Source organism: Rhodoferax fermentans, from assembly GCF_002017865.1.
Lineage (GTDB): Bacteria > Pseudomonadota > Gammaproteobacteria > Burkholderiales > Burkholderiaceae_C > Rhodoferax > Rhodoferax fermentans.
In genome coordinates this window covers 3,014,510-3,035,972 of the sequence record NZ_MTJN01000002.1, presented here as the reverse complement: position 1 = coordinate 3,035,972, position 21,463 = coordinate 3,014,510, and the positions used below count along the sequence as shown (strand labels likewise).

Genomic DNA, 21,463 nt, shown 5'->3' with positions numbered 1-21,463 from the left:
AGGCGCTTTTTTATCTGACTGTCTGGCGGAGCAGGGGGGATTCGAACCCCCGGGGGATTTTACTCCCCGCACGCTTTCCAGGCGTGTGACTTAAACCACTCATCCACCGCTCCGAGCCCGCTATTTTAGCCGACGCAAAGCCCTGTTTTTGCTTTCAGCAGAAAAGCAGACAACAAAAAAGCCACCCGAAGGTGGCTTTTTTAGAGGTCTGACTGATCAGTTCAGGGCAATTTTCTTGCCGTCCTTGTAAGTGGACAAGGTCATGGAGGGGTTCTTCATCTCACCAGAAGGTTCAAACGCGATGTTGGCGGTCACACCCTTGTAATTGGTTTCGATGATTTTCGGCACATACACTTTGGGGTCGGTCGAGTTGGCACGCTTCATAGCATCTACCAAAACGAAAGCCGCGTCGTAGGTGTACGGGCTGTAGATCTGGAACTGACCTGGGAACTTGGCGTCGTACTTGGCCTTCCAGGCGGTGCCGCCTGGCATTTTGGCGATGGACGAACCACCTTCAGCACAGATCACACCCTCGAGGCTCTTGGCACCCGAAGCGATCTTGACGATTTCGGTGGTGCAGATGCCGTCACCACCAAAGAATTTGACGCTGGACAGACCCAGTTGGTCCATCTGGCGCAACATGGCACCGGCTTGGGCGTCCATACCGCCGTAGAAGATGCCGTCAGGTTTCTTGGACTTGATGGCGGTCAAAATGGCCATGAAGTCGGTGGCTTTGTCGGTAGTGAATTGCTGATCAACAATTTCGATGCCTTTGGTCTTTGCAATTTTTGCAAACACTTCAGCAACGCCTTGGCCGTAGGCTGTACGGTCATCGATCACGGCGATTTTCTTGAGTTTCAGGGTGTCTGCCGCGTAAAACGCCAAGCCAGCGCCCAAAGCGTTGTCATTGGCAATGATGCGGTAGGTGGTTTTGTAACCTGGTTTGGTCAGGTTGGGGTTGGTTGCAGCGCCAGTGACATGAGGGATGCCACAGTCGTTATAAATTTTTGCTGCCGGGATGGTTGTGCCGGAGTTCAAGTGACCCACCACACCAGCGACTTTGGCGTCGCACAGTTTTTGTGCAACAGCTGTGCCCTGTTTTGGGTCAGCTGCGTCGTCTTCAGCTGCAATTTCGAACTTGATGGTTTTGCCACCGATGACCACTTTTTGTGCATTCAGGTCTTCAATGGCCATACGCACGCCATTTTCATTGTCTTTGCCGTAGTGGGCTTGGCTACCGGACATGGGAGCCACGTGACCAATTTTGACCACTTCTTGAGCAAGAGCAACACCAGCAACAGCAGCAATGGCTGCGGCAACAGTCAACTTCAATTTCATTTGCATAGACAACTCCAGGTTAAAAATAATTGTGAATTGAATAATTCAGCAACATCAACCATACAGCAATATTTGCGCCAGCTTCATAGGGTAGACACCAAGATCCTCAAGATAAATTGGCGGTCTTGATCCAACTCACTTGGTGGCGTCTGGGGAAGCTTGCTTGTCTAAGGCGTCGAGCACCGATTGGCGGACCATCATGTCCATCTCGTTTTGTAATCTGGCGCGCACGTCATCCCATTGTTTGGCCACCAGGCTGCGCACCAGGCGCTCGAACTCTTCTTGGAGCCTGCGCTCGAAAATCGGTTGCACTTGGCGTTGCACCTGATCAATGAGCGTCTCGACCTCGGGTTTGGCCAGACGCGCGGTGCTGTTGAGGCTGGCCGGGTCAACCACCTCGGTCAGGGTCGGGATAAAACGCGGCAGCGGTCGTGAGGGAGTCGTCACGATGCAGCCCCGTGGCCCAGATCGTGCTGTACCAGTTTTAAACCGGCCTGGGTGTAGTGTTTCCAGCGCAGACGCGCCTGGCTTCGCTCGAGAGGGTCGACCGTCACCACCTCGATCACGCGCTCAAACTCTTGGGCCCCCTGCGGTACCGACTCGGCAAGGTTGATCAGCACATCCCGCACAGCCACACCGTCCAGCGACTCACACAGCAACACCAGTGAGCGGTGTGCCAGCGGTGCCGGGTCAGAGCTGTGGCAATGGGGCAGGAACTCGGTGGCAGACAGGGCCCACAGATCACGGTCAAGTTGTGCCAGGGTGTCCTGCGATCCGGTCACCACCAGCCGATTGCCCGCCGCAACCGCTTTGCGCACCAACCGGCAGGTGTAGTGCAAGCGGTTGTCCACGTTGAAGTGGAAGGCGGCAGTGCTCACGCCAGCTTGCCTCGCGTGTCAAGCGCCATGAGGTAGTCCACCAGCAAACCCACCGGGCGACCTGTGGCACCTTTGGCGGCACCACTTTTCCACGCGGTGCCAGCAATATCCAGGTGCGCCCACGGGAACTTGTCGGTGAAGCGTTGCAAGAACTTGGCGGCGGTGATGGCACCGCCCGGGCGTCCACCCACATTGGCCACGTCGGCAAAACTGGTTTTGAGGCCTTCGGCGTAGTCGTCGTCCAGCGGCATTGACCAGCACAGGTCTTGAGAAGACTCACCCGCCTGCACCAGGGCGGCAGACAGGGCCTGGTTGGCGGTGAACATGCCGCTGCGCACAGCGCCCAGTGCAATCACACAAGCACCGGTCAAGGTGGCAATGTCAACAACCGCTTGCGGTTTAAAACGCTCGGCATAGGTGAGGGCGTCACACAAAACCAGCCGACCTTCGGCGTCGGTGTTGAGGATTTCGATGGTTTGGCCCCCCATGCTGGTGACCACGTCACCTGGTTTGACCGAGCGCCCGCTGGGCAGGTTTTCACAGGCAGGGATCAAGCCAACAACATTGATGCCGGGTTGCAACTCAGCCAGGGCACGGAACACGCCCAACACGCTGGCGGCGCCACACATGTCAAATTTCATCTCATCCATCTCGGCCGCAGGCTTGATGGAGATGCCACCGCTGTCAAAGGTGATGCCCTTGCCGACGAGCACCACCGGTGCGGTGGACTTGGATGCACCGTTGTAGCGCAAAACGATGAAACGCAAGGGTTCGTCAGAGCCCTGGGCCACGGCCTGGAAGGCGCCCATGCCCAATTTGGCTACTTCTTTGGGGCCAAGCACATCACATTTGATTTTGGGCAGTTCGGCCAGCGCCTGCGCCACCCCGGCCAGATGCGTGGGTGTGGCGTAATTGGCGGGGCGGTTGCCCCACTCTTTGGCCAGCTCAATCCCTGCAATTGCGGCCGCTGCGCGCTCGAAGTCGGTACGCAGGGCGGACTCATCGGGCACAACAACATCCACTTTTTCCAGGCTTCGCGGCTCTGCCTTGGTTTTGGTGGCGGTGTAGGCATAACTGGCATCGGCCAGTGTGGTGACCGCCACCCGCAGGGCCTGGGCTGCAGGTTGATTTAAAAACAATAGCGTGACACCCTTTGGTTTAGAGGGCTTGAGCAGTCCAAAGGCTGCAGACACGGCTTTGCGCACTTCGGTGGCAGCGCCCTCCCCCACATGCAACAACAGCAGCCGTGCGCAGGCCAGGCCCTGGGGGCGGTAGATGTCGAGCATTTGCCCGGCTTTGGGGCTCAGATCACCCGCTTTGAGCACGCGGGCCACCAGAACAGACAAGGCGTCTTTGCCGGGTTTGAAGTCCTTGGTCAAAAGAACCAATAATGCATCTGTTTTTTCGCTGATGAGGCGAGCTGGGTCCAGAGTTTTGAGAGCAAAGTTCATAATCGCAGGTTTCCTTTAGCGCCATGTTATTCCATTCCTCTTTACGCAAAGAGTTGTCCCGCAGTTTTGGCGCAACGCTGGTTGTGCTGGTCACGGTGGTGACGACCATGACCCTGATCCGCACGCTGGGTCAGGCGTCGCGCGGCAACTTCAACCCGTCTGATGTGACCTTGGTCATGGGTTACACGGTGTTGGCTTATATGCCCACCCTGCTGACCATGAGTCTGTTCATTGCCATCATTGCGACACTGTCGCGCATGTACCGAGAGAGCGAGATGGTGATCTGGTTTTGCAGCGGCAAAGGCCTGAGCACCTTGCTGTCACCCTTGATGCGCTTTTCCTGGCCGGTGTTTGCGTTGGTGGCAGCATTGGCATTGTTGGTGTTGCCGTGGTCCAACCAGCGCATTGAGAACCTGCGGGACCAATATGAGCAGCGTGGTGATCTGGACCGTGTGGAGCCCGGGCAGTTTCAGGAGTCTGGCAACGGGAACCGGGTCTTTTTTGTGGAAAAGACCACCGAAGGACAGGTGACGGGCTCGAATGTGTTTATTGCGTCGACCGAGCGTGGCAAAGAAACCGTGACCTCGGCGCGCAGCGGTCGCATCGAGTTGCTGCCGCAAGGGCCGTTTTTGATGCTCAGCAACGGCCAACGGCTGGAGAGCACGGTAGGTGCCCAGAATCTGAAAGTCAGTGATTTCGAGCTGTACGGCGCCAAAATCAGCAGCAATGTGACAGGTTACGACGCCATCACCGCCGTGGACACGCTGACCACCTTGGAACTGCTGGAGAAGCTGACGCCTTTGCATTTGGGCGAGTTGTCGTGGCGCCTGGGGCTGATGTTGGCTGCGATCAACCTGGTCATCATTGGTGTAGCGATCTCCAGCGTGAACCCTCGGGCCAATAAAAGTGCCAACGTGGTGCTGGCCCTGTTTACCTTTGTGGTGTATTTCAACCTGTTGAAACTGGGGCAAAGCTGGATCGCGGCGGGCCTGCTGTCGTTCACAAGCTACCTCTTGCTGCTGCACGGCGGTGTGTTTGTGATGGCCACACTGTGGCTGGCCAAAGGTCACAACAACTGGCACTGGAAAAACCTGTTGCCACGCCGCCCAACCAGCACGGAGGTGGCCCGGTGAAAACCTTACGACGGCTTCTTTACAACGAGGTGATCCGCGCCGTATCCATCGTGGTGCTGGGTTTTATGTCGCTGTTTTTTTTCTTCGACTTCATTGCCGAAGTCAAGGCGGTGACACAGTACGCCGACAAAGGTTACACGCTGCTGCGTGGCTTGACCTATGTGGTGCTGATGATTCCCAACCATCTGTATGAGTTGATGCCGATTGCGGTGCTGATCGGCACCATTTTTGTGATGGCGCGGCTGGCGCAGAGCTCCGAGTACACCATTTTGCGCACCAGCGGGCTCGACCCGTGGCGGGCCTTGAAAGCGCTGTTGACGCTGGGCATGGCTTTTGTGCTGCTGACTTTTGCGATCGGCGACTACGCCTCCCCAGCGGCCGACCGGGCCGCCCAGCTCCTGAAAGCGCGTTACACCGGCCACATCACCGTGGGTCAGACCGGTGCCTGGCTCAAGGAAAGACAAGCCTATGGCACTTATGCGGTGAATGTCGGCAAGCTGGCCTCGGACGGCAGCCTGCTGTCGGTGCGGATTTTTGAGTTCAACAACCGCGGCATGCTGGCCTCGATGACGCAGGGCAAATCTGCCCGCATTCAAGATGACGAAGCCTGGATGCTCGATGAGGTGAGCCGCACCGAGTTCACCATCGGCGACACCGACCGGGGCGAGATCGCGCGCCTGAGCTTGCCCTCCATGCGCTGGCCCAACAGCATCAGTGCCGAAATGGTGTCGGCCGCCCTGCTCAAGCCCGAGCACATGAACACCTATGACCTGTTTCAATACATCCAGCATTTACAAGCCAACCAGCAAACCGCGCAGCGATATGAGATCGAGTTCTGGCGCAAGGTGTTTTACCCCCTGAGCTGCCTGGTGATGGTGGTGCTGGCTTTGCCATTTGCCTACCTTCACTTCCGCTCGGGCGGCATTGCGACCTATGTTTTTGGTGGTGTGATGGCAGGCATCAGCTTCTTTTTGCTCAACAATGTGTTTGGCTTCATTGGCAACCTGCAAAACTGGGAACCCTGGCTGGCGGCGGCAGTGCCGGGCATCATCTACTCGGTGCTGTCGCTGACGGCATTTGCCTGGCTGGTACTGCGACGATAGTGGACAACTCACCATGAACCTGCACCAATTCCGATTTGTCCAAGAGGCTGTCCGGCGTAACCTCAACCTCACCGAGGCCGCCAAAGCCCTGCACACCTCACAGCCCGGTGTGTCCAAAGCCATCATCGAGCTCGAAGATGAGCTTGGCATCGAGATTTTTGCGCGCCACGGCAAACGACTCAAACGGGTTACCGAGCCCGGTCAGCAGGTGCTCAAAAGCATCGAGATCATCCTGCGTGAGGTGGGCAACCTCAAGCGTATTGGGGAACAGCACTGCCTTGGTGACAGTGGCACCTTGTCGATTGCCACCACCCACACCCAGGCACGGTATTTCCTGCCCGAGCCGGTGGCCAAGCTGCGCCAGAACTTTCCCAAGGTCAACATCAGCCTGCACCAGGGTTCCCCCGACCAGGTGGCACGGATGGTGATTGACGAGGTGGCCGAGATCGGCATTGCCACCGAGTCACTGGCGAACCACGACGAGCTGGTCACCCTGCCCTGTTATGAATGGCAACACGTGTTGGTGCTGCCAGCAGGCCACCCCTTGGCCGCCAAGGAGCACATCACCTTGGAAGACGTGGCCAAGGAACCCCTGGTGACCTACCACCCCTCGTACAGCGGGCGCACCCGCATCGACCGGGCTTTTGCCACACGCAAGCTGGAGCCCCGCATTGCGCTGGAAGCGATTGACTCTGACGTGATCAAGACCTACGTGCGCCTGGGTCTGGGGGTGGGCATTGCCGCCGAGCTGTCGGTGCGCGACGTGCTGGAAGAAGGCAGCAGCAGCGCACTGGTGATCAAACCCGCTGGCCACCTGTTTGGCCAGAACGTGGCACGGGTGGCCTTCAAACGGGGAGCCTACCTGCGCCAATATGTCTACCAATTTGCCGAATTGCTGAGCAACCGGCTTGATCGCCACCTGGTGGCACGCGCCATGACCGGCCACATCAACGACTACGAACTCTGAGCATGCCCTGCCCTACCCTGATCTCCAGATTGCCGAACGTCGGCACCACCATCTTTACCGTCATGTCGGCGCTGGCCTCTGAGAAAAATGCCGTCAACCTGGGCCAGGGTTTCCCGGACTTTGCCTGTGACCCCCAACTGGTGGACGCCGTGACCCACGCCATGCAGCAGGGCCTGAACCAGTACCCGCCGATGGCCGGTGTGCCTGTGCTGCGTGAAGCCGTCGCTACAAAGTTGAAAGCACTTTACGCCCGTGATTATTCGGCTGCAAGCGAAATCACCATCACAGCCGGGGCCACACAGGCGATTCTTACCAGCATCCTCGCGGTGGTTCACCCGGGTGATGAGGTGATTGTGCTGGAGCCCTGTTACGACAGTTATGTGCCCAACATCGAACTCGCTGGTGGTGTGGTCGTGCGCGTGCCTTTGAAACCGGGCACGTTTCGCCCCGACTTTGAACGGATTGCCGCAGCCCTGACACCACGCACCCGCGCCATCCTGATCAACAGCCCGCACAACCCGAGCGGCACCACCTGGACAGCGCAGGAGATGCAGCAGCTCGAAGCTCTGCTGGCGCCCACCGATGTGCTGCTGATCAGCGACGAGGTCTATGAACACATGGTGTTTGACGGCCAGGTACACCAAAGTGCAGCCCGGTTTGCAGGCCTGGCTGAGCGTGCGTTTGTGATCTCCAGTTTTGGCAAAACCTACCACGTGACCGGCTGGAAGGTGGGTTATGTGGCGGCACCTGCAGCGCTGATGGCCGAATTTCGCAAGGTGCACCAGTTCAATGTGTTCACGGTGAACACCCCGGTGCAATACGCGCTGGCCCACTACATGGCCGACCCGGCGCCTTACCTGGGTTTGTCAGACTTCTACCAGCAAAAACGCGACCTGTTTCGCGCTGGTCTGGCCAACACCCGCTTCAAACTGCTGCCATGTGAAGGCACCTACTTTCAGTCTGTGGAAACCTCGGCCATCAACGACTTGCCTGAAGCAGACTTTTGCAAATGGCTCACCTCTGAAGTGGGTGTGGCGGCGATTCCGCTGTCGGCGTTTTATGGCGACGGATTTGACCAGCGGGTGGTCCGCTTCTGCTTTGCCAAGAAGACAGAGACGCTGGAACTGGCGCTGGAAAAGCTCCAGGCCATTGGATGTTGACGCTATCTTTTATATACCTAATTGCCCTTTATGAATAAGGGCTAGAGCCCATTTTTGCACCCACCTCACCGACCCAAGGAGTTGTTGTATGTCTCTGAAATTACACCCGGTTTATCTGTCTGTGGCCCTTGTGCTGGCTTTGTCGGGCTGCGCATCACAAGCGCCCGATCGCGACAAAACCTACCGTCTGACGGTGATGCACACCAACGACCACCACGGCCACTTCTGGCACAACAGCGATGGTGAATACGGCATGGCGGCGCGCAAAACCGTGGTGGATCAGATCCGCCGTGAGGTCGCGGCCCAAGGCGGCTACACCTTGCTGCTTGACGGTGGCGACGTCAACACAGGTGTTCCTGAATCTGATTTGCAAGACGCGGTGCCCGATTTCAAAGGCATGAACCTGTTGGGTTACCAGGCCATGGCGGTGGGCAACCACGAATTTGACAAACCCCTGTCGGTGCTCAAGATGCAACGCGATCTGGCGCAGTTCCCGATGCTCTCGGCCAACATTTATGAAAACGGCCAGCGCATGTTTGAGCCCTACAAGGTGTTCAACCTGGGTGGCCTGCGCGTTGGGGTGATGGGCCTGACCACAGAAGACACCCGCAAGATGGTGCTGCCCGAGAACGTGGCGCGCCTGGATTTCCGCAACCCGATCACCGAGGCAGGCAAAGTGGTGCCGGAGCTGCGCCGCCAGGCCGACGTGGTGATTGCTGCCACCCACATGGGCCACTATGAAAACGGCCAACACGGCAACCAAGCCGCAGGCGATGTGGAAATGGCGCGCGCAGTGTCGGGCATTGATCTGGTGGTGGGTGGCCACACCCAGAATCCGGCCTGTATGAAGGCTGAAAACGTGCTTGACCGTGCCTATGTGCCGGGCACCGCCTGTCAGCCAGACCGCCAGAACGGCGCCTGGATTGTGCAAGCCCATGAATGGGGCAAGTACGTGGGCCGGGCCGACTTTGAATATCACAACGGTGAGTTCAAACTGGTGAACTACACACTGATCCCGGTCAACCTGAAAAAGCCGGTGAAAGCCGCCGACGGCAAGACCGCCCTGGTGCCTTACACCAGCGTCATCGCCGAAAACCCTGAGATGCTGGCCTTGCTGACGCCCTACCAGAAATTTGGCCAAGACAAGCTCGAGGTCCAGATCGGTGCCAGCGACGCGCGACTCGAGGGTGACCGCAAGCTGGTGCGCAGCCAGCCCACCAACCTGGGGGTGTTGGTTGGCCGCGCCATGATGGACAAAACTCGGGCCGATCTGGCCATCGTCAACGCCGGTGGTGTGCGTGACGCCATTGCCGCGGGACCCATCAGTTACAAGGACGTGCTCAAAGTCCAGCCTTTTGGCAATACCGTGTGCACCGTGGACCTGACGGGCCAGGAATTGACTGACTACCTGCATGCCGCAGCCAAAATGACACCCGGCTCTGGTGCTTTCCCTCAGTTTGCAGGCGTTGAACTGGAAATAGCGGCTGGCCAGGCCAGCAAGGTGCGTGTGGCAGGCCAGGCTTTGCAGCCAGGCAAAACCTACCGCTTGGCGATCAATAACTTCCAGGCCAGTGGCGGTGACGGTTACCCCAAACTCAGTGCTCACCCGAGTTTTGTCAACACCGGCTTTGTGGATGCCGACGTATTGCGCGCCTTCATCAGCAAAAGCAGCCCCATGAAAGTCGCCGACTTTGAACCGGGCAACGCGGTGGTACGCCGATAATCCAAACACTTCGCGCCACACCGGCGCTTAGGCTTTTTTACCCAGGAGAACAATCATGGCCAAAGGTCAACAAAACAACAAGATGGTCAAAAAGCCCAAAAAAGACACCTCCCCCCCCAAACCGGTGTCCGCCGATGCGGTGCGCCCCACCGTGGTCACGGTGGTGCCGGTGCGGGGCAAACTCAAAAACGCCCCACGTTGATCGTGTCATGAGCTTGTGATCGATGGCTGACAGAATGCACGGGCTGTCAACATCTGAGGACTTATGAGAAAACCTTTGCGAGGGCGGTGGCGCTCGACAAGTGATCTGTTGCCGATCAAAAAACGGCTGGGTGGCCCTGAGCGGCGACTGGTTCCAGCGGGCGCCAGTGTGTCCACCGCGCGCCTGGTCGACGACTTGCGCCACTACCAGTCAGAGCTCGAGATCCAGAATCGGGCTTTGCGCTTCAGTCAGAGTGCCGCCGAAGACGCCTACGAGCGTTTTGTTTCGCTGTTTTCCAATGTGCCACTGGCTTTGATGGTGGTGGATGACAGTGGCCAGATTCTGGAGAACAACGCCCGTGCGTTGGCCTTGCTGCGCCCGGTCGAGAGTGATCCACCGCTGACTTATTTTCAGCCCCTGGTGTCTGCCAATGACCTGGACCTGATGCAAAAAGGCTTTGCCACTGCCAGGATCGACGGGGCCTGTGAACTCAACGAGCTGAAATTTGAGGGTGGCTCCAATGGCACCATCACCGGTGACCTGCATATCTCACGCATTGACACCAACCAGGACGAACGCACTGTTTTTATCTGCGCCATCATTGACCAGGGCCCCCTGCTGGCGCAGCGCAGCGCCTTGCAGGCCAGTGCGGCCACCTTGCAGCAGCGCAACACCGAGTTGCTGCAGAGCAAGACGCACCTGGCGGCCATCATCAATTCGTCGCTGGACGCCATCATTTGTGTGGACCGCAACCAGCGCATCATCGTTTTTAACCCGACCGCAGCCACGCTGTTTCATTGCCCGGCGGAGCAAGCGATTGGCAGGCTTTTGGTGGAGTTTTTGCCGGATGCGGTGCGCGCCCTGTCTTACAGCGACATCACCAGCCATGCCCAGCTGGGTGAGATGTCAGGTGTCACGACAGAAGGCGACACCGTTCCGCTGGACATCAGCCTGTCGTTTGACCACCAGCCCGATGGCGACATCGTCACCCTGTTCGCCCGAGACCTGACCGCACAGAAAAAGATGGAGGCGCACCGCACGGCGCTGGAATCACAACTGCGCGAATCCCAAAAAATGCAGGCCATCGGCACCATGGCGGGTGGTATTGCCCACGATTTCAACAACATCATCAGTGCCATTTTGGGCAATGTGGAACTGGCGCGAGAGGATGCACAGGTGGATGCGTCGGTCAGCACCAGCCTGATGGAAATCGACAAAGCGGGTCGGCGCGCACGCGATCTGGTCAGGCAGATTCTGACCTTCAGCCGCAATGAGCCGCCCCACCGTGTGCCCTTGCAACTGGCCGAGGTGGTGGTGGAAACGGCCAGGCTGCTGAAGGTCACGCTGCCGCCGCAGGTCGATCTGATCATGGACATCGACCCCGACACCCCGGCGGTGATGGCAGACGCCACGCAGATTGAACAGGTGTTGCTCAACCTGTGCACCAACGCCATCTATGCCATTGGCAAACGCAAAGGCACGATAAGGGTGGAGTTGGGTTACAGCCTGCGCAGCCTGACCGACCCGTCCGAGCGTCGCAGCGGCCTGCGTGGGCAACACATCAAACTCACCGTCAGCGACACCGGCGCGGGCATGTCCGAGGCCATTTTGCAACGTGTTTTTGAACCATTTTTCACCACAAAACCGGTGGGCCAAGGCACGGGTCTGGGGCTTTCTGTGGTACACGGCATCATGCGTGCACATCAGGGCAGCGTGCGTGTACAAAGCACCCCTGGCAGCGGCAGTTCCTTCACCCTTTATTTTCCGGTTCCCCCGGAGACGGCCCAGCTCAAGGCCGTGGCCTTGGCCGCGCCACCCACAGCGTCCAATGCCACAGCGGGCACCGGTCAAAAGGTCATGTATGTGGATGACGATGAGGCCCTGGTCTTTCTGGTTCGCCGTTTGCTCACCCGTCGCGGTTATGTGGTGAGCACCTTCACCAATCCCAGAATCGCGCTGGAAACCTTGCGCTCAGACCCAAACCATGCCGACTTGCTGGTGACGGACTACAACATGCCTGGTTACAGCGGTGTGGACCTGATTCGGGATGTTGCTTTGCTCTTGCCCAAGTTGCCCATGGCTCTCGCATCAGGCTACGTGACGCCGGACATTGAGCGTGATGCGCTGGCCGCTGGCGCCAGAGCCTTGATCCACAAGCCCAATGACATCGAGGAACTGTGCGACACGGTTCAAAAACTTTTGACTGAAGCTCGTTTTGGCGCCTGAGTTGGCTGAGCTGTCGCTGGTGTACGAGGACAACAGCTTGTTGGTGCTCAACAAACCCTCGGGTTTGCTGAGCGTGCCAGGTCGGGGGGAAGACAAGCAGGACTGCCTGTCCTCGCGTGTACAAGCTTGTTATCCGGATGCCAGCATTGTTCATCGACTGGATATGGCGACATCGGGCTTGATGCTGATGGCGCGGGGTGCCGCTGCGCAGCGCCTGCTCAATGACGCTTTTGCCAATCGCGCAGTGCACAAACGGTATGAGGCGGTGGTGGACGGGCTCTTGCGACCGCAGGAGCAGCAAGATGACGGGCTGTGGCAGGAGATCAATCTGCCCATCGCACTGGACTGGCCCCATCGCCCGCTGCGGGTGATTGATGCCCAATTGGGCAAACCCAGCCAGACACGTTGGCAAGTGGTGTCGCTGGACGAAACCTCTGGCACCAGTCGTTTGCGGCTGGAACCCCTCACCGGGCGGTCCCACCAACTGCGGGTTCACCTGAAAGCCATTGGGCACCCGATCTTGGGCGACACGCTGTACGCCCCGCCCAACGTGCAAGCCAAAGCACCACGCTTGCTCTTACACGCCACCGAACTGGGCCTGATCCACCCCGTCAGCCATCAACCGATGCGGTGGCTGAGCCCGGCGCCTTTTTAGCTCAGCTGCGAGCGGTTTTACCCAGGGTGCTGTCGATCAGACGGCCCATTTTTTCTGTGGCCCCTTCGATGGCCTGGTTCAAATTGGCACCCTGGTGTTTCAACACCAGCGGTTGATGGCCTTCCAGACGGGTCTCCAAGGTGCATTGGATACTTCCCTGTGTATTTTTCTTGCCCGCGTTTTCATCACTCAGATGGACTTCCACCCGTGTGATCTGGCCACTGAACCGTGCCAAAGCAGCCTGGATGCTGCTGCTGGCCCACTGCGCCAAAGCGTCTGTGCCTTCGATGTGGTTGTCGGTATGAATCTGGACGAGCATTTTTTTCTCCTGGTCAAAACAAAGGGCTGGGTTATCGTCAATGATAGGCAGCGGGACAAGCTGTCCATTGACACCTATCAACACATCGACCTATGACAAGCCATCTTTTCATCATTACCGGAGCCTCACGCGGCATGGGCTATTGCCTGGCAGAACAATTGTTGGTACCGCAACATGACTTGTTGTGCATCTCCCGCAGCAGGTCTGCCCATCTGGCTGAGACGGCCCAGCAACGCGGCGCAGCATTGACCCAGTATGTGGCTGACCTGGCAGACCCATTGCCCGCTGCAGAACAACTCAAACTTTGGTTGGCGGCCCACGATCCCGATGCCATCGCTGGTGCCACCCTGATCAACAACGCGGGTGTGATCCCCCCCTTGGTGCCACTGTGCGACTCCGAGCCGGTTGACCTGGTTCAGGCTCTGCGTGTTGGGCTGGAAGCACCGATGGTATTGACCGCGGCTTTTCTGAGCAGCACCCGTTCCTGGCAAACACCTCGTCGGGTGCTCAACATCTCCTCGGGCCTGGGGCGCCGGCCCATGGCCTCGCAGTCTGCGTATTGCGCTGCCAAGGCGGGGTTGGACCATTTCACCCGCTGCCTGGCCCTGGATGAAGCCGGCTTGCCCAACGGCGCCAAAGTCTGTTCACTGGCCCCGGGTGTGATTGACACCGACATGCAGGTCCAACTGCGCAGCGCCAGCCCGGTCCTGTTCCCCGACCAGGCCAACTTTGCACAGCTCAAAACCAACAAGCTACTCACCAGCGCCGAGGACGCAGCGGCACGGGTCTTGGCTTTTCTGAATCGCAAGGACTTTGGCGAGCTGCCGGTGGCGGATGTTCGCAATTAACCACTGTTTCAAGGAATATGGCCGAATTTAGGGTCTGTCTGGGTAGCCACCTGTCAGGGTGAACGGCTAAGATGAATCGACGATATGTTTTTAAACCACAGAGGAGCAAAGAATGAGTCGAGACGTTGTTGTTGTGAGCGCAGTTCGCACTGCCATCGGTACCTACGGGGGCAGCCTCAAGGACATTGCCCCGACAGATTTGGCTGCTCACGTGGTGCGCGACGTCCTGTCGCGTGCCCAGGTGGAAGGCAAGGATGTGGGCCATGTGGTGTTTGGCCATGTGGTCAATACCGAGCCCAAAGACATGTACCTGTCACGTGTGGCGGCGATTTACGGAGGTTGTCCCGACACCACACCGGCTTTTAACGTCAACCGCCTGTGTGGCTCTGGCCTGCAAGCCATTGTGTCGGCCAGCCAGTCGATCCTGCTGGGTGACACAGACATTGCCATTGGCGGTGGTGCCGAAAACATGAGCCGTGCGCCCTACGCCAGCCTGAACATGCGCTGGGGTGTGCGCATGGGCGACAGCAAAATGATCGACATGATGGTGGGTGCGCTGCACGATCCGTTTGAGACCATCCACATGGGTCTGACCGCCGAGAACATCGCTGCCAAATGGGGCATCAGCCGCGAAGACCAGGACGCCCTGGCCGTCGAAAGCCACAACCGCGCCCAAAGAGCCATCGAAGAAGGTCGTTTCAAGAGCCAGATCGTGCCGGTGATCTTAAAAAGCCGCAAAGGAGATGTCGCCTTCGATGCCGACGAACATTTCCGCCCCAACTGCAGTTTGGCGGAACTGGCCAAACTCAAACCAGCTTTCATGAAAGAAGGCGGAACCGTGACCGCTGGCAACGCGTCGGGTATCAACGATGCCGCCGCCGCCGTGGTGGTGATGGAGGCCGCCACCGCCAAGGCGCGTGGTCTCACACCCCTGGCGCGCCTGGTAGCTTACGCCCATGCGGGTGTTGACCCCAAATACATGGGCATCGGCCCGGTGCCCGCCAGCCAGATGGCCCTGAAAAAAGCCGGTCTAAGCATCAAGGACATGGATGTGATCGAAGCCAATGAAGCCTTTGCCGCACAAGCCTGCGCCGTGAGCCGCGACCTCGGCCTGGACCCCGCCAAGGTCAACCCGAACGGTTCCGGCATTTCGCTCGGTCACCCTATCGGCGCCACCGGTGCACTGATCACGGTCAAAGCGCTGTACGAACTGGAACGTATTGGCGGTCGCTACGCCTTGGTCACCATGTGTATTGGCGGCGGCCAGGGAATTGCGGCCATTTTTGAGCGGCAAGGCTGATACGGGCAGGTAGTTCTAACGACCCGACACTTCCGTGGTCAAGACCAACAAGCCACGACGGCGTTGACCCATACCCAGCTCGTTTAAGCAGAAGATGCGCACAACATCGGCTAGCTGATTGGCTGCTGATGTGCGACTGCGGCAGCCTGCTCGACCAATGTAGCACTCTGACGGGTGGACTGGTCCATTTGTGCCATGGCCAAGTTCTACCTGCTCTATGCCTGAGGGTGACCAGTTCAGAGACACCGTGCTTTTCCAAGAGGTACGCCGGTGAGTCAAGGCGCCTAAGCGCTCGGGCTGACGGCCAAACAAAGCCTGCTCCAACGCATCAAACAGTACGTCTGTATTGAAAAGCGCAGAAACAATCCCAGCTACCGGTCTGGTCTAGGACTGGACCAGAAGGGATACACGTGGCCTTTTACTTGTTGTGTGCCTTGGCCTTGGGTTTTGTCCTTGTGCTTCTGGGACAACCGTGGCTTCGCGCCTACCGTCAGCGGAGGGTGCTGACACATCCTTTTCCGGCGCATTGGCGCAAGGTATTGCGGCGCCGTGTGCCCATGCTGCGGCGTCTGCCGGTGGACTTGCAGCTGCAACTGAAAAAGCGCATCCAAGTCTTCATTGCAGAAAAAGCCTTCATCGGGTGTGATGGCTTGCAAGTGACTGAAGAAATGCGCGTCGTGATTGCGGCGCAAGCCTGTTTGCTGGTTTTGAATCGCTCCATGGCGCATCTCGCTCATGTGCGGCAGATTCTGGTGTACCCCGGTGCGTTTGTCGTTCAGCGCACGGTCACCGACGGTATCGGTGTGCAGCAAGACCAGCGCCAAGCCTTGTCTGGTGAATCGTGGGAACAAGGACAGGTGGTCTTGTCGTGGCAAGACACTCTGGAGGGTGCAGCGGTGGTCGATGATGGCCGCAATGTGGTGCTGCACGAATTTGCTCACCAGTTGGACCAGGAAAACGGCGCCGCCCAGGGCGCGCCACCGCCAGCGGCAGGCGATACGCAGCACAACCCGCAGCGCTGGAAACAGGTGTTCAGCCAAGCCTATGCCCAACTGCAAAGCCAAGTGCAGCGCGGCGAACAGGGGCTGTTCAACCACTACGGCGTCCAGAGCCCGGCAGAGTTTTTTGCAGTGGCCACAGAAACCTTTTTTGAGCAGGCCACAGAGATGGCTGAGCAATACCCCGCGCTGTACGACGAGCTCAAGGGCTACTACAAGGTGGACCCCGCAAGTTGGCATTGAGCTGGCCCCTGCCATTCATCTGGTCTCACGCATCGTGTGCGTCTGGTGCGCTGGCGCACGTCTTGTCGTCCATGAATAGCCCATACTGACATCCCACAACCCTGAGGACCATCGCACATGAAGATCAACAGCCAACTGCGATGCGGCGTACGAACCTGTCAAGGCCTGAGGTACGGTGTTGCTGCCGGGGCTGTACTGTGTGGCCTCGTCGCGTTTGCAATCCCCGTGGCAAGTCACGCGACCGAAGAACCCAGCTACAAGGTCGTCCGGAAGTTTGAAGGCATCGAAGTACGCGACTACGACGCCTACACCGTCGCCGAGATCGTGGTACCCGGGCCTGCAGCGGACGCTGGCGGTCAGGCCTTTCCTGTTCTGGCTGGCTACATCTTTGGCAAAAACAAGGGCGAGCGCAAATTGGCAATGACCGCGCCAGTGACGCAGGCGGCTGAACCGGTCAAATTGGATATGACCGCGCCCGTGACCCAGACAGCGGCACCCGGTGGTTTTCGGGTGCAGTTCGTTCTGCCCAAAGGCGTCACCATGGCCAGCGCGCCTGAGCCTTTGGATGCGCGGATCACGCTGCAAGACATCGCGCCCAGTCGCGTGGCGGTCATCCGCTAATCACGCTGCAAGACATCGCGCCCAGTCGCGTGGCGGTCATCCGCTACTCAGGGTTTTGGTCAGATGCCAACTATGAGGAACATCTGAGCCAACTACAGACTGCTTTGCGCGTGGCTGACCTGGTTTGGGTGGGCGAAGCCGTGTATTCCCGTTACAACGCCCCGTTCACGCCATGGTTTTTGCGGCGAAATGAAATTTGGCTGCACCTGGAAAATTCGCCATGAGCGTGTTGACACGAAGAGCTGATAAACAAACTTGTCTCAAATATGCCGATGGTGAATGAAGCACCCTGGCGCAGCCGCACGCCATCACCAGATGTCGGGTTTGGACAGCAAAGTCAGCTCATGTTGTCCCGCATGCACAATAAAAAAACCCCTAAGCCGTTGATTGCTTAGAGGTTTTTCGTCGTTTGTGGTCCTATGTGGAGCCTTATATGGGCTGGGGTCAATTGAAAGATGCCTTGAAACCCGCATGAATGCTTGCGCTATCATTTTTGATTTTCGTTTTGTTCCCCCACCTGTTCCCCCGCTTTGTATTTGCTACCCCGGTTTTGACGCTGGCCATGCTTCATCAGACTGACCAGCATCAAACCCCCAGGGGGTAGTTTCGTGTTTCCATAAAAATCATCCTAACCGGTCGGTTTCCGGCGGGCAATCGCTGGACTTTTGACCCGCCCCACCCCTTGGACTGGATCACCAGCCACCAAGGCAGCAGGGCGAACCCCTCCCCCTGCCCATTACGCGGCGTTGCGCACAAAAGTAACCGATCGGTCTAGGGCCTATGTCGCCCAGACTTTTGACCACCCCCCGGCCACCCACACGCGGCCCAGATCAGCCCAGGCGCTGCGCACCGTGGCAGGCTGGCGCCACCGTGCAGGCGTGTGCCGCGTCGGGCCGGGCGGTCAGTCTGTGGCAGTTGGTGCGCCAGCGCTGGGCGCATCGGTGTCACGGTGCCAGGTGGTCGCGGTGCTGGCCACCAGCTCACACCAAGCGGTGCGCAACATGTCGAGGTGATGCCGCAAGCGGCCACCCACCCCCACCCGCCAAGCTGATTTGGCCAGGCTTTGGGCTGGTCTTTCTTCGGGGTGTCGACCTAAAAAAGTGGGGGCACTGGGGGCAAACAACAAGAACACTTGTAAGTCGTTGTCACCATTGAATAAATCTGCCCCCGAACCAAGTGGGGGCAGATCGTTTTTGAGTGGGGGCACTGGGGGCAGTCGAGGCTGTGAACGTCCGTTAACGTCCGGTGGCTTGTTGGTTTGGTGCCTGGTGCCTACATCGCAGCGGCTTTTGTAGCGCGGAGGAAGCTCACCCGCCCGCCCCCTTTGGGCGGCCCGGCACCCGCTCACGCGGGGCTGTTGCGGCTCACAGATCAAGCTCAAAGATTGCGGGTGTCACCCGGTAGCACCAGGAATTGCCCAGCCCAGGAAGGCGGGCCTTGCAGTCAAACGCCCGGCCCTTGTCGGGTGCCAGGCAGCCGTTATCCAGCAGCACGCGGGAAACGGCCTTGTAGTCGAAGCCTTGGCACACCTCACCCCTGAAGCTTTCAGCAAGGATGAAGTATTCAAACGACACGCCTTCACCCAGGGCAGGTGGCATCCGTTCGCCGTACTCTCGCTGATGGTCGCTGTCGGTCTTGATGGGGTTGCCATCGGCGTCCAACATGCGCCGCACACCGGCACGCTGCAGGGTCTTGGGGGCGTGGTCATCGCTGCCCCGGTGCCACATGGCAAAGCGGCCCTCACCGTGCGTTTCCAGAAAGCGGCGCACCTGTCGCAACATGGCCACGATCTCACCGTTACCACTGCCACCCCGGCCCAATAGCCAGGATTCAAAGCAGGCACGGGCGGCCCGTTCGCTCTCACCGGCTGGCCAGCCAGTCAGCCCCGCCGCCGTGGCCAGCTCACCGGCTGCCCCCACCAGCGCAAAGCGTGCCCCCACGCGTTCCACTTGCCCGCTGGCGTTGGCTGGCATCATGGCCGCCGCCAGGGTGTTGGATGCGGTGCGAATGCTGGCCTTGAGGGTGTCGGCATGGTCCACCAGCCATTGCAGCCAGGCACGGCCCGGGGCGCCGTAAACGCTTTGGGCCTGCCCGGTGATGTGTTTGGCAAAGGCGGCGCCGCCTGCCATGCTGTGCAGTTGCTCGAACGCACCCAGGCCAGCGCCTGCATCGGCGGCAATGTCGACCATGCGCACTTCCTGCCCCACGCGGGTTCGCTTTTGGCCCTCTGCCATGTGGTCGGCCAGGCCCAACTCACCAGCGGACAGGAACAACAACCGCCAGGCCTGGCGGGCGCGGGGTGTGCCGGTGCGGGTAGCACGGGCCTTGCCCGATTCGTTGGCCAGCATGTAGGCGCATTCGCCCGCCGTCTTGGGGTCGATCTGTGCCAGTTCATCCAGGATCAGCAGGCCGTCACAGTGTTGGGCGGCTATGGCCTCCAGGGCGTTGTCAGTGGCTCGCCAGCGTTGCAGGTAGTTGGCACCGCCGTACACGCTGGCGGCCAGCTTCAAGGCGGTGGTTTTTCCGCTGGAGCTGTCGCCCCGGTAGTGGAACCCGCCCGACTCCATACCCGCCGGGCGCAACAGCGGCCCAGCAAAAGCGCAGGCTACGGCAAACACCAGCCGGGAATTGCCAGCGCACAGCGCCCCCACCTTGTCGCGCCATTGCTCGGGCGGGCCCTTGGCTTTGAAGGTGTTTTCAATCGGGGCGTCTGACTGGAAAACAATGCGCTCGGCATCCGTGCCACTGGTGACTGTTTCACGGGGCAGCACAAAGGCGGCACCGTGCCAGCCGATGCGGTCGGTACAGCTGGCGAATTCTTCAGGCTGGCGGCTCTGCAGGTACTGGGTCAACAGGTTACGGGCGCGGGGTGTAGTGCCAATGCGCAAACCCATGTTCAACAGCGTGGCGCGGTACTCGCCACCGTCTGCCGACAACATGCGGGCGGGCATGGCCCAGTGCTTTTGCACACCCAGAGGGTCATTGAAGGCCAGGTAATAACCCCACCCGCCGCCGTCCTGGTCGCGAGTGAAAGCCTCTACCGTCAACGGGCTGCAGATCCATTCGGGCGGCTTGCGTTTGCCGTCCTGGTCAGCACCACAGAACCACACGCCCGTTTCATCAATGACGAAGGGGTCATAAACCCGGTCAGCATCGCCAGGGGTGGCACCGGGGCCAGCATTCGCCCCGCTGGGCTTGTCTTGGCTGCGCTGGGCACCGTTGGCAGGCTTGGGCGCGGTCGTTGACTGTGCGGGCATTTTGGCTGGTGGCTGGGGCGGCTCGTAGAAGTCAATCGCCTGGTTCACGATGGTGGCCACCGCGTCATATCCGGCGGCCTGGTGTAAGTCGTTGAAGTCGCTGCCACCATCAGGCAGCGGCTCTGGAAACACCGCCAGGCCAGCCACCGCACGGGCCGCCGCTGTCGCTTTCTCGCGGCCCGGGTTACGCCCGGTGCGGGCGTGGGTGGCTGCATCATCATCACCACAGATCACGATCAGCGCCGCCGGGTGTGCCTGGTGCACGGATTTGGCCACGTGCAGCAAATTGCCCGCGTCAAAAGCCACAACGCAGGGGCGGCCTGTGCATTCAAAAATACTTAACCCAGTAGCGACACCCTCGCAAATCAGCAGCGCAGCGGCCCCGGTCGGATCACCGCACCAGTGAAACAGTCCAGCCTTGCGGCCACCCTTCAAAAACAGTTTGTCAGTGCCACCGCCCGCCGGGCGGGTGGGTGCAATGCGTTGCAGGTTCCACAACTTGCCAGCGCTGTCACGCAAGGGCACCAGCAGCCAGCCATCGGGCGCAAAGCGCACGCCGTAGGGCTTCACGCCCTTGCGAGTCAGGTAGGCGCTTTCGCCTGTCTCGCTGGCCTGTTCCCACAGTAACGCGGCTTCACTGGCGGCGTGTTCGTGGGCGGCCTGCTGCTGTGCCTGGTCGGCTTGTTGTCTGGCAACTCGCTCGCTGGCCAGGCGTGCCACCGTGGCGGGGTCGGGCTGGGCTGGCGCCTGGTCAGGCTTGGGCAGGGTGAAGCCATTTGACTTGGCCAGGTGCAACAGTGTGCCAATGGCCACACCGCCGCCTGCTTTGATGCTCTGCCAAGTGGACCGGGCGGCCTTGAGGTCGAAGCCGTCAGCTGTAGCGCTCCAGTCGGTGAACAGGTCGCGGCCTGTTTCATCTGGGAATTCGCTTTTGATGGCCATGCCCACGCGTGCCCATTCGTCGCGGGGCAGGTTCGCGGGGATGTGTTGCAGGGCGGCCCGGATCAGGTCGGGGGTTATTGTTGTTTTCATGGGGTTGTG

At 59.4% G+C, this 21,463-nt stretch carries 20 protein-coding genes and 1 tRNA gene; 13 read left to right on the top strand and 8 right to left on the bottom strand.

What is annotated here, in order from left to right:
- Positions 1-23: 23 nt before the first annotated feature.
- The 5 genes from RF819_RS14220 to RF819_RS14200 form a co-directional block, all read right to left on the bottom strand.
- A tRNA-Ser gene (locus RF819_RS14220) sits at positions 24-113 on the bottom strand.
- Positions 114-216: 103 nt separating this feature from the next.
- On the bottom strand, positions 217-1,344 hold the full coding sequence (locus tag RF819_RS14215; protein WP_078365581.1) for a branched-chain amino acid ABC transporter substrate-binding protein: 1,128 nt from the start codon (positions 1,342-1,344) through the stop codon (positions 217-219).
- Positions 1,345-1,473: 129 nt separating this feature from the next.
- A complete protein-coding gene (locus RF819_RS14210; RefSeq protein WP_078365580.1) occupies positions 1,474-1,785 on the bottom strand; it encodes a hypothetical protein in 312 nt (103 codons plus the stop codon).
- A complete protein-coding gene (locus RF819_RS14205) occupies positions 1,782-2,216 on the bottom strand; it encodes a DNA polymerase III subunit chi (RefSeq protein WP_078365579.1) in 435 nt (144 codons plus the stop codon). The genes RF819_RS14210 and RF819_RS14205 overlap by 4 nt, the downstream gene beginning before the upstream one ends.
- Positions 2,213-3,667 carry a leucyl aminopeptidase gene (locus RF819_RS14200; RefSeq protein ID WP_078365578.1) on the bottom strand — a complete coding sequence of 485 codons (1,455 nt, stop codon included), beginning with the start codon at positions 3,665-3,667 and terminating at the stop codon, positions 2,213-2,215. The genes RF819_RS14205 and RF819_RS14200 overlap by 4 nt, the downstream gene beginning before the upstream one ends.
- A gap of 23 nt (positions 3,668-3,690) precedes the next feature.
- Between RF819_RS14200 and lptF the strand changes: the two genes are divergently transcribed.
- The 8 genes from lptF to RF819_RS14165 all read left to right on the top strand — a co-directional run bounded on the left by lptF (position 3,691) and on the right by RF819_RS14165 (position 12,836).
- On the top strand, positions 3,691-4,800 hold the full coding sequence (gene lptF, locus RF819_RS14195; RefSeq protein ID WP_078365577.1) for an LPS export ABC transporter permease LptF: 1,110 nt from the start codon (positions 3,691-3,693) through the stop codon (positions 4,798-4,800).
- Entirely contained in the window at positions 4,797-5,903 is a 1,107-nt protein-coding gene (gene lptG / locus RF819_RS14190; RefSeq protein ID WP_078365576.1) for an LPS export ABC transporter permease LptG, read from the top strand. Before lptF ends, lptG begins: the two co-directional genes overlap by 4 nt.
- Before the next feature lie 13 nt (positions 5,904-5,916).
- Positions 5,917-6,870 (top strand): CysB family HTH-type transcriptional regulator, encoded by a 954-nt coding sequence (locus tag RF819_RS14185; RefSeq protein WP_078365575.1) that lies wholly within the window; start codon positions 5,917-5,919, stop codon positions 6,868-6,870.
- A 2-nt stretch (positions 6,871-6,872) separates the two neighbouring features.
- Positions 6,873-8,030, top strand: a complete 1,158-nt coding sequence (locus RF819_RS14180) for a pyridoxal phosphate-dependent aminotransferase (protein WP_078365574.1) — start codon at positions 6,873-6,875, stop codon at positions 8,028-8,030.
- An 88-nt stretch (positions 8,031-8,118) separates the two neighbouring features.
- A complete protein-coding gene (gene ushA, locus RF819_RS14175) occupies positions 8,119-9,753 on the top strand; it encodes a bifunctional UDP-sugar hydrolase/5'-nucleotidase UshA (RefSeq protein ID WP_078365573.1) in 1,635 nt (544 codons plus the stop codon).
- Between the two features lie 55 nt (positions 9,754-9,808).
- The gene (locus tag RF819_RS21445) at positions 9,809-9,955 is read left to right on the top strand and encodes a hypothetical protein (RefSeq protein WP_169906446.1); all 147 of its coding nucleotides are present in this window, start codon (positions 9,809-9,811) and stop codon (positions 9,953-9,955) included.
- Positions 9,956-10,063: 108 nt separating this feature from the next.
- Positions 10,064-12,181, top strand: coding sequence for a PAS domain-containing hybrid sensor histidine kinase/response regulator (locus RF819_RS14170; protein ID WP_242472720.1), 2,118 nt, complete (start codon positions 10,064-10,066; stop codon positions 12,179-12,181).
- Positions 12,171-12,836: an RluA family pseudouridine synthase gene (locus RF819_RS14165; protein WP_242472718.1), complete on the top strand. Its 666-nt coding sequence runs from the start codon at positions 12,171-12,173 to the stop codon at positions 12,834-12,836. Before RF819_RS14170 ends, RF819_RS14165 begins: the two co-directional genes overlap by 11 nt.
- A 1-nt stretch (position 12,837) precedes the next feature.
- On the opposite strand, the gene RF819_RS14160 is transcribed toward RF819_RS14165, so the two are convergent.
- Positions 12,838-13,155 (bottom strand): HPF/RaiA family ribosome-associated protein, encoded by a 318-nt coding sequence (locus RF819_RS14160; RefSeq protein WP_078366957.1) that lies wholly within the window; start codon positions 13,153-13,155, stop codon positions 12,838-12,840.
- A 92-nt stretch (positions 13,156-13,247) separates the two neighbouring features.
- Here RF819_RS14160 and RF819_RS14155 point away from each other — a divergent pair, with 92 nt between their 5' ends.
- From RF819_RS14155 to RF819_RS22040, 5 genes are all read left to right on the top strand, one after another.
- Complete coding sequence (locus tag RF819_RS14155; RefSeq protein ID WP_078365571.1) at positions 13,248-14,003, top strand: SDR family NAD(P)-dependent oxidoreductase; 756 nt, start codon at positions 13,248-13,250, stop codon at positions 14,001-14,003.
- A 112-nt stretch (positions 14,004-14,115) separates the two neighbouring features.
- On the top strand, positions 14,116-15,303 hold the full coding sequence (gene bktB / locus RF819_RS14150) for a beta-ketothiolase BktB (protein WP_078365570.1): 1,188 nt from the start codon (positions 14,116-14,118) through the stop codon (positions 15,301-15,303).
- Between the two features lie 410 nt (positions 15,304-15,713).
- Positions 15,714-16,544, top strand: coding sequence for a M90 family metallopeptidase (locus tag RF819_RS14145; protein WP_078365569.1), 831 nt, complete (start codon positions 15,714-15,716; stop codon positions 16,542-16,544).
- A 225-nt stretch (positions 16,545-16,769) separates the two neighbouring features.
- The gene (locus RF819_RS14140; protein WP_158081288.1) at positions 16,770-17,165 is read left to right on the top strand and encodes an SOUL family heme-binding protein; all 396 of its coding nucleotides are present in this window, start codon (positions 16,770-16,772) and stop codon (positions 17,163-17,165) included.
- 29 nt (positions 17,166-17,194) lie between these two features.
- On the top strand, positions 17,195-17,389 hold the full coding sequence (locus RF819_RS22040) for a heme-binding protein (RefSeq protein WP_158081287.1): 195 nt from the start codon (positions 17,195-17,197) through the stop codon (positions 17,387-17,389).
- 677 nt (positions 17,390-18,066) lie between these two features.
- Here RF819_RS22040 and RF819_RS14130 read toward each other — a convergent pair.
- Both RF819_RS14130 and RF819_RS14125 read right to left on the bottom strand, forming a co-directional pair.
- Positions 18,067-18,372, bottom strand: coding sequence for a hypothetical protein (locus RF819_RS14130; protein WP_143541717.1), 306 nt, complete (start codon positions 18,370-18,372; stop codon positions 18,067-18,069).
- Positions 18,373-18,529: 157 nt separating this feature from the next.
- Complete coding sequence (locus tag RF819_RS14125; RefSeq protein WP_078365565.1) at positions 18,530-21,454, bottom strand: DUF927 domain-containing protein; 2,925 nt, start codon at positions 21,452-21,454, stop codon at positions 18,530-18,532.
- Positions 21,455-21,463: the final 9 nt, after the last annotated feature.

Bases quoted from the DNA above. Each gene is read 5' to 3' on its own strand.
- RF819_RS14215 (WP_078365581.1), bottom strand. From the start codon at position 1,344: ATGCAAATGAAATTGAAGTTGACTGTTGCCGCAGCCATTGCTGCTGTT.
- RF819_RS14200 (WP_078365578.1), bottom strand. From the start codon at position 3,667: ATGAACTTTGCTCTCAAAACTCTGGACCCAGCTCGCCTCATCAGCGAA.
- lptF (WP_078365577.1), top strand. From the start codon at position 3,691: ATGTTATTCCATTCCTCTTTACGCAAAGAGTTGTCCCGCAGTTTTGGC.
- RF819_RS14185 (WP_078365575.1), top strand. From the start codon at position 5,917: ATGAACCTGCACCAATTCCGATTTGTCCAAGAGGCTGTCCGGCGTAAC.
- RF819_RS14180 (WP_078365574.1), top strand. From the start codon at position 6,873: ATGCCCTGCCCTACCCTGATCTCCAGATTGCCGAACGTCGGCACCACC.
- ushA (WP_078365573.1), top strand. From the start codon at position 8,119: ATGTCTCTGAAATTACACCCGGTTTATCTGTCTGTGGCCCTTGTGCTG.
- RF819_RS21445 (WP_169906446.1), top strand. From the start codon at position 9,809: ATGGCCAAAGGTCAACAAAACAACAAGATGGTCAAAAAGCCCAAAAAA.
- RF819_RS14160 (WP_078366957.1), bottom strand. From the start codon at position 13,155: ATGCTCGTCCAGATTCATACCGACAACCACATCGAAGGCACAGACGCT.
- RF819_RS14155 (WP_078365571.1), top strand. From the start codon at position 13,248: ATGACAAGCCATCTTTTCATCATTACCGGAGCCTCACGCGGCATGGGC.
- bktB (WP_078365570.1), top strand. From the start codon at position 14,116: ATGAGTCGAGACGTTGTTGTTGTGAGCGCAGTTCGCACTGCCATCGGT.
- RF819_RS14125 (WP_078365565.1), bottom strand. From the start codon at position 21,454: ATGAAAACAACAATAACCCCCGACCTGATCCGGGCCGCCCTGCAACAC.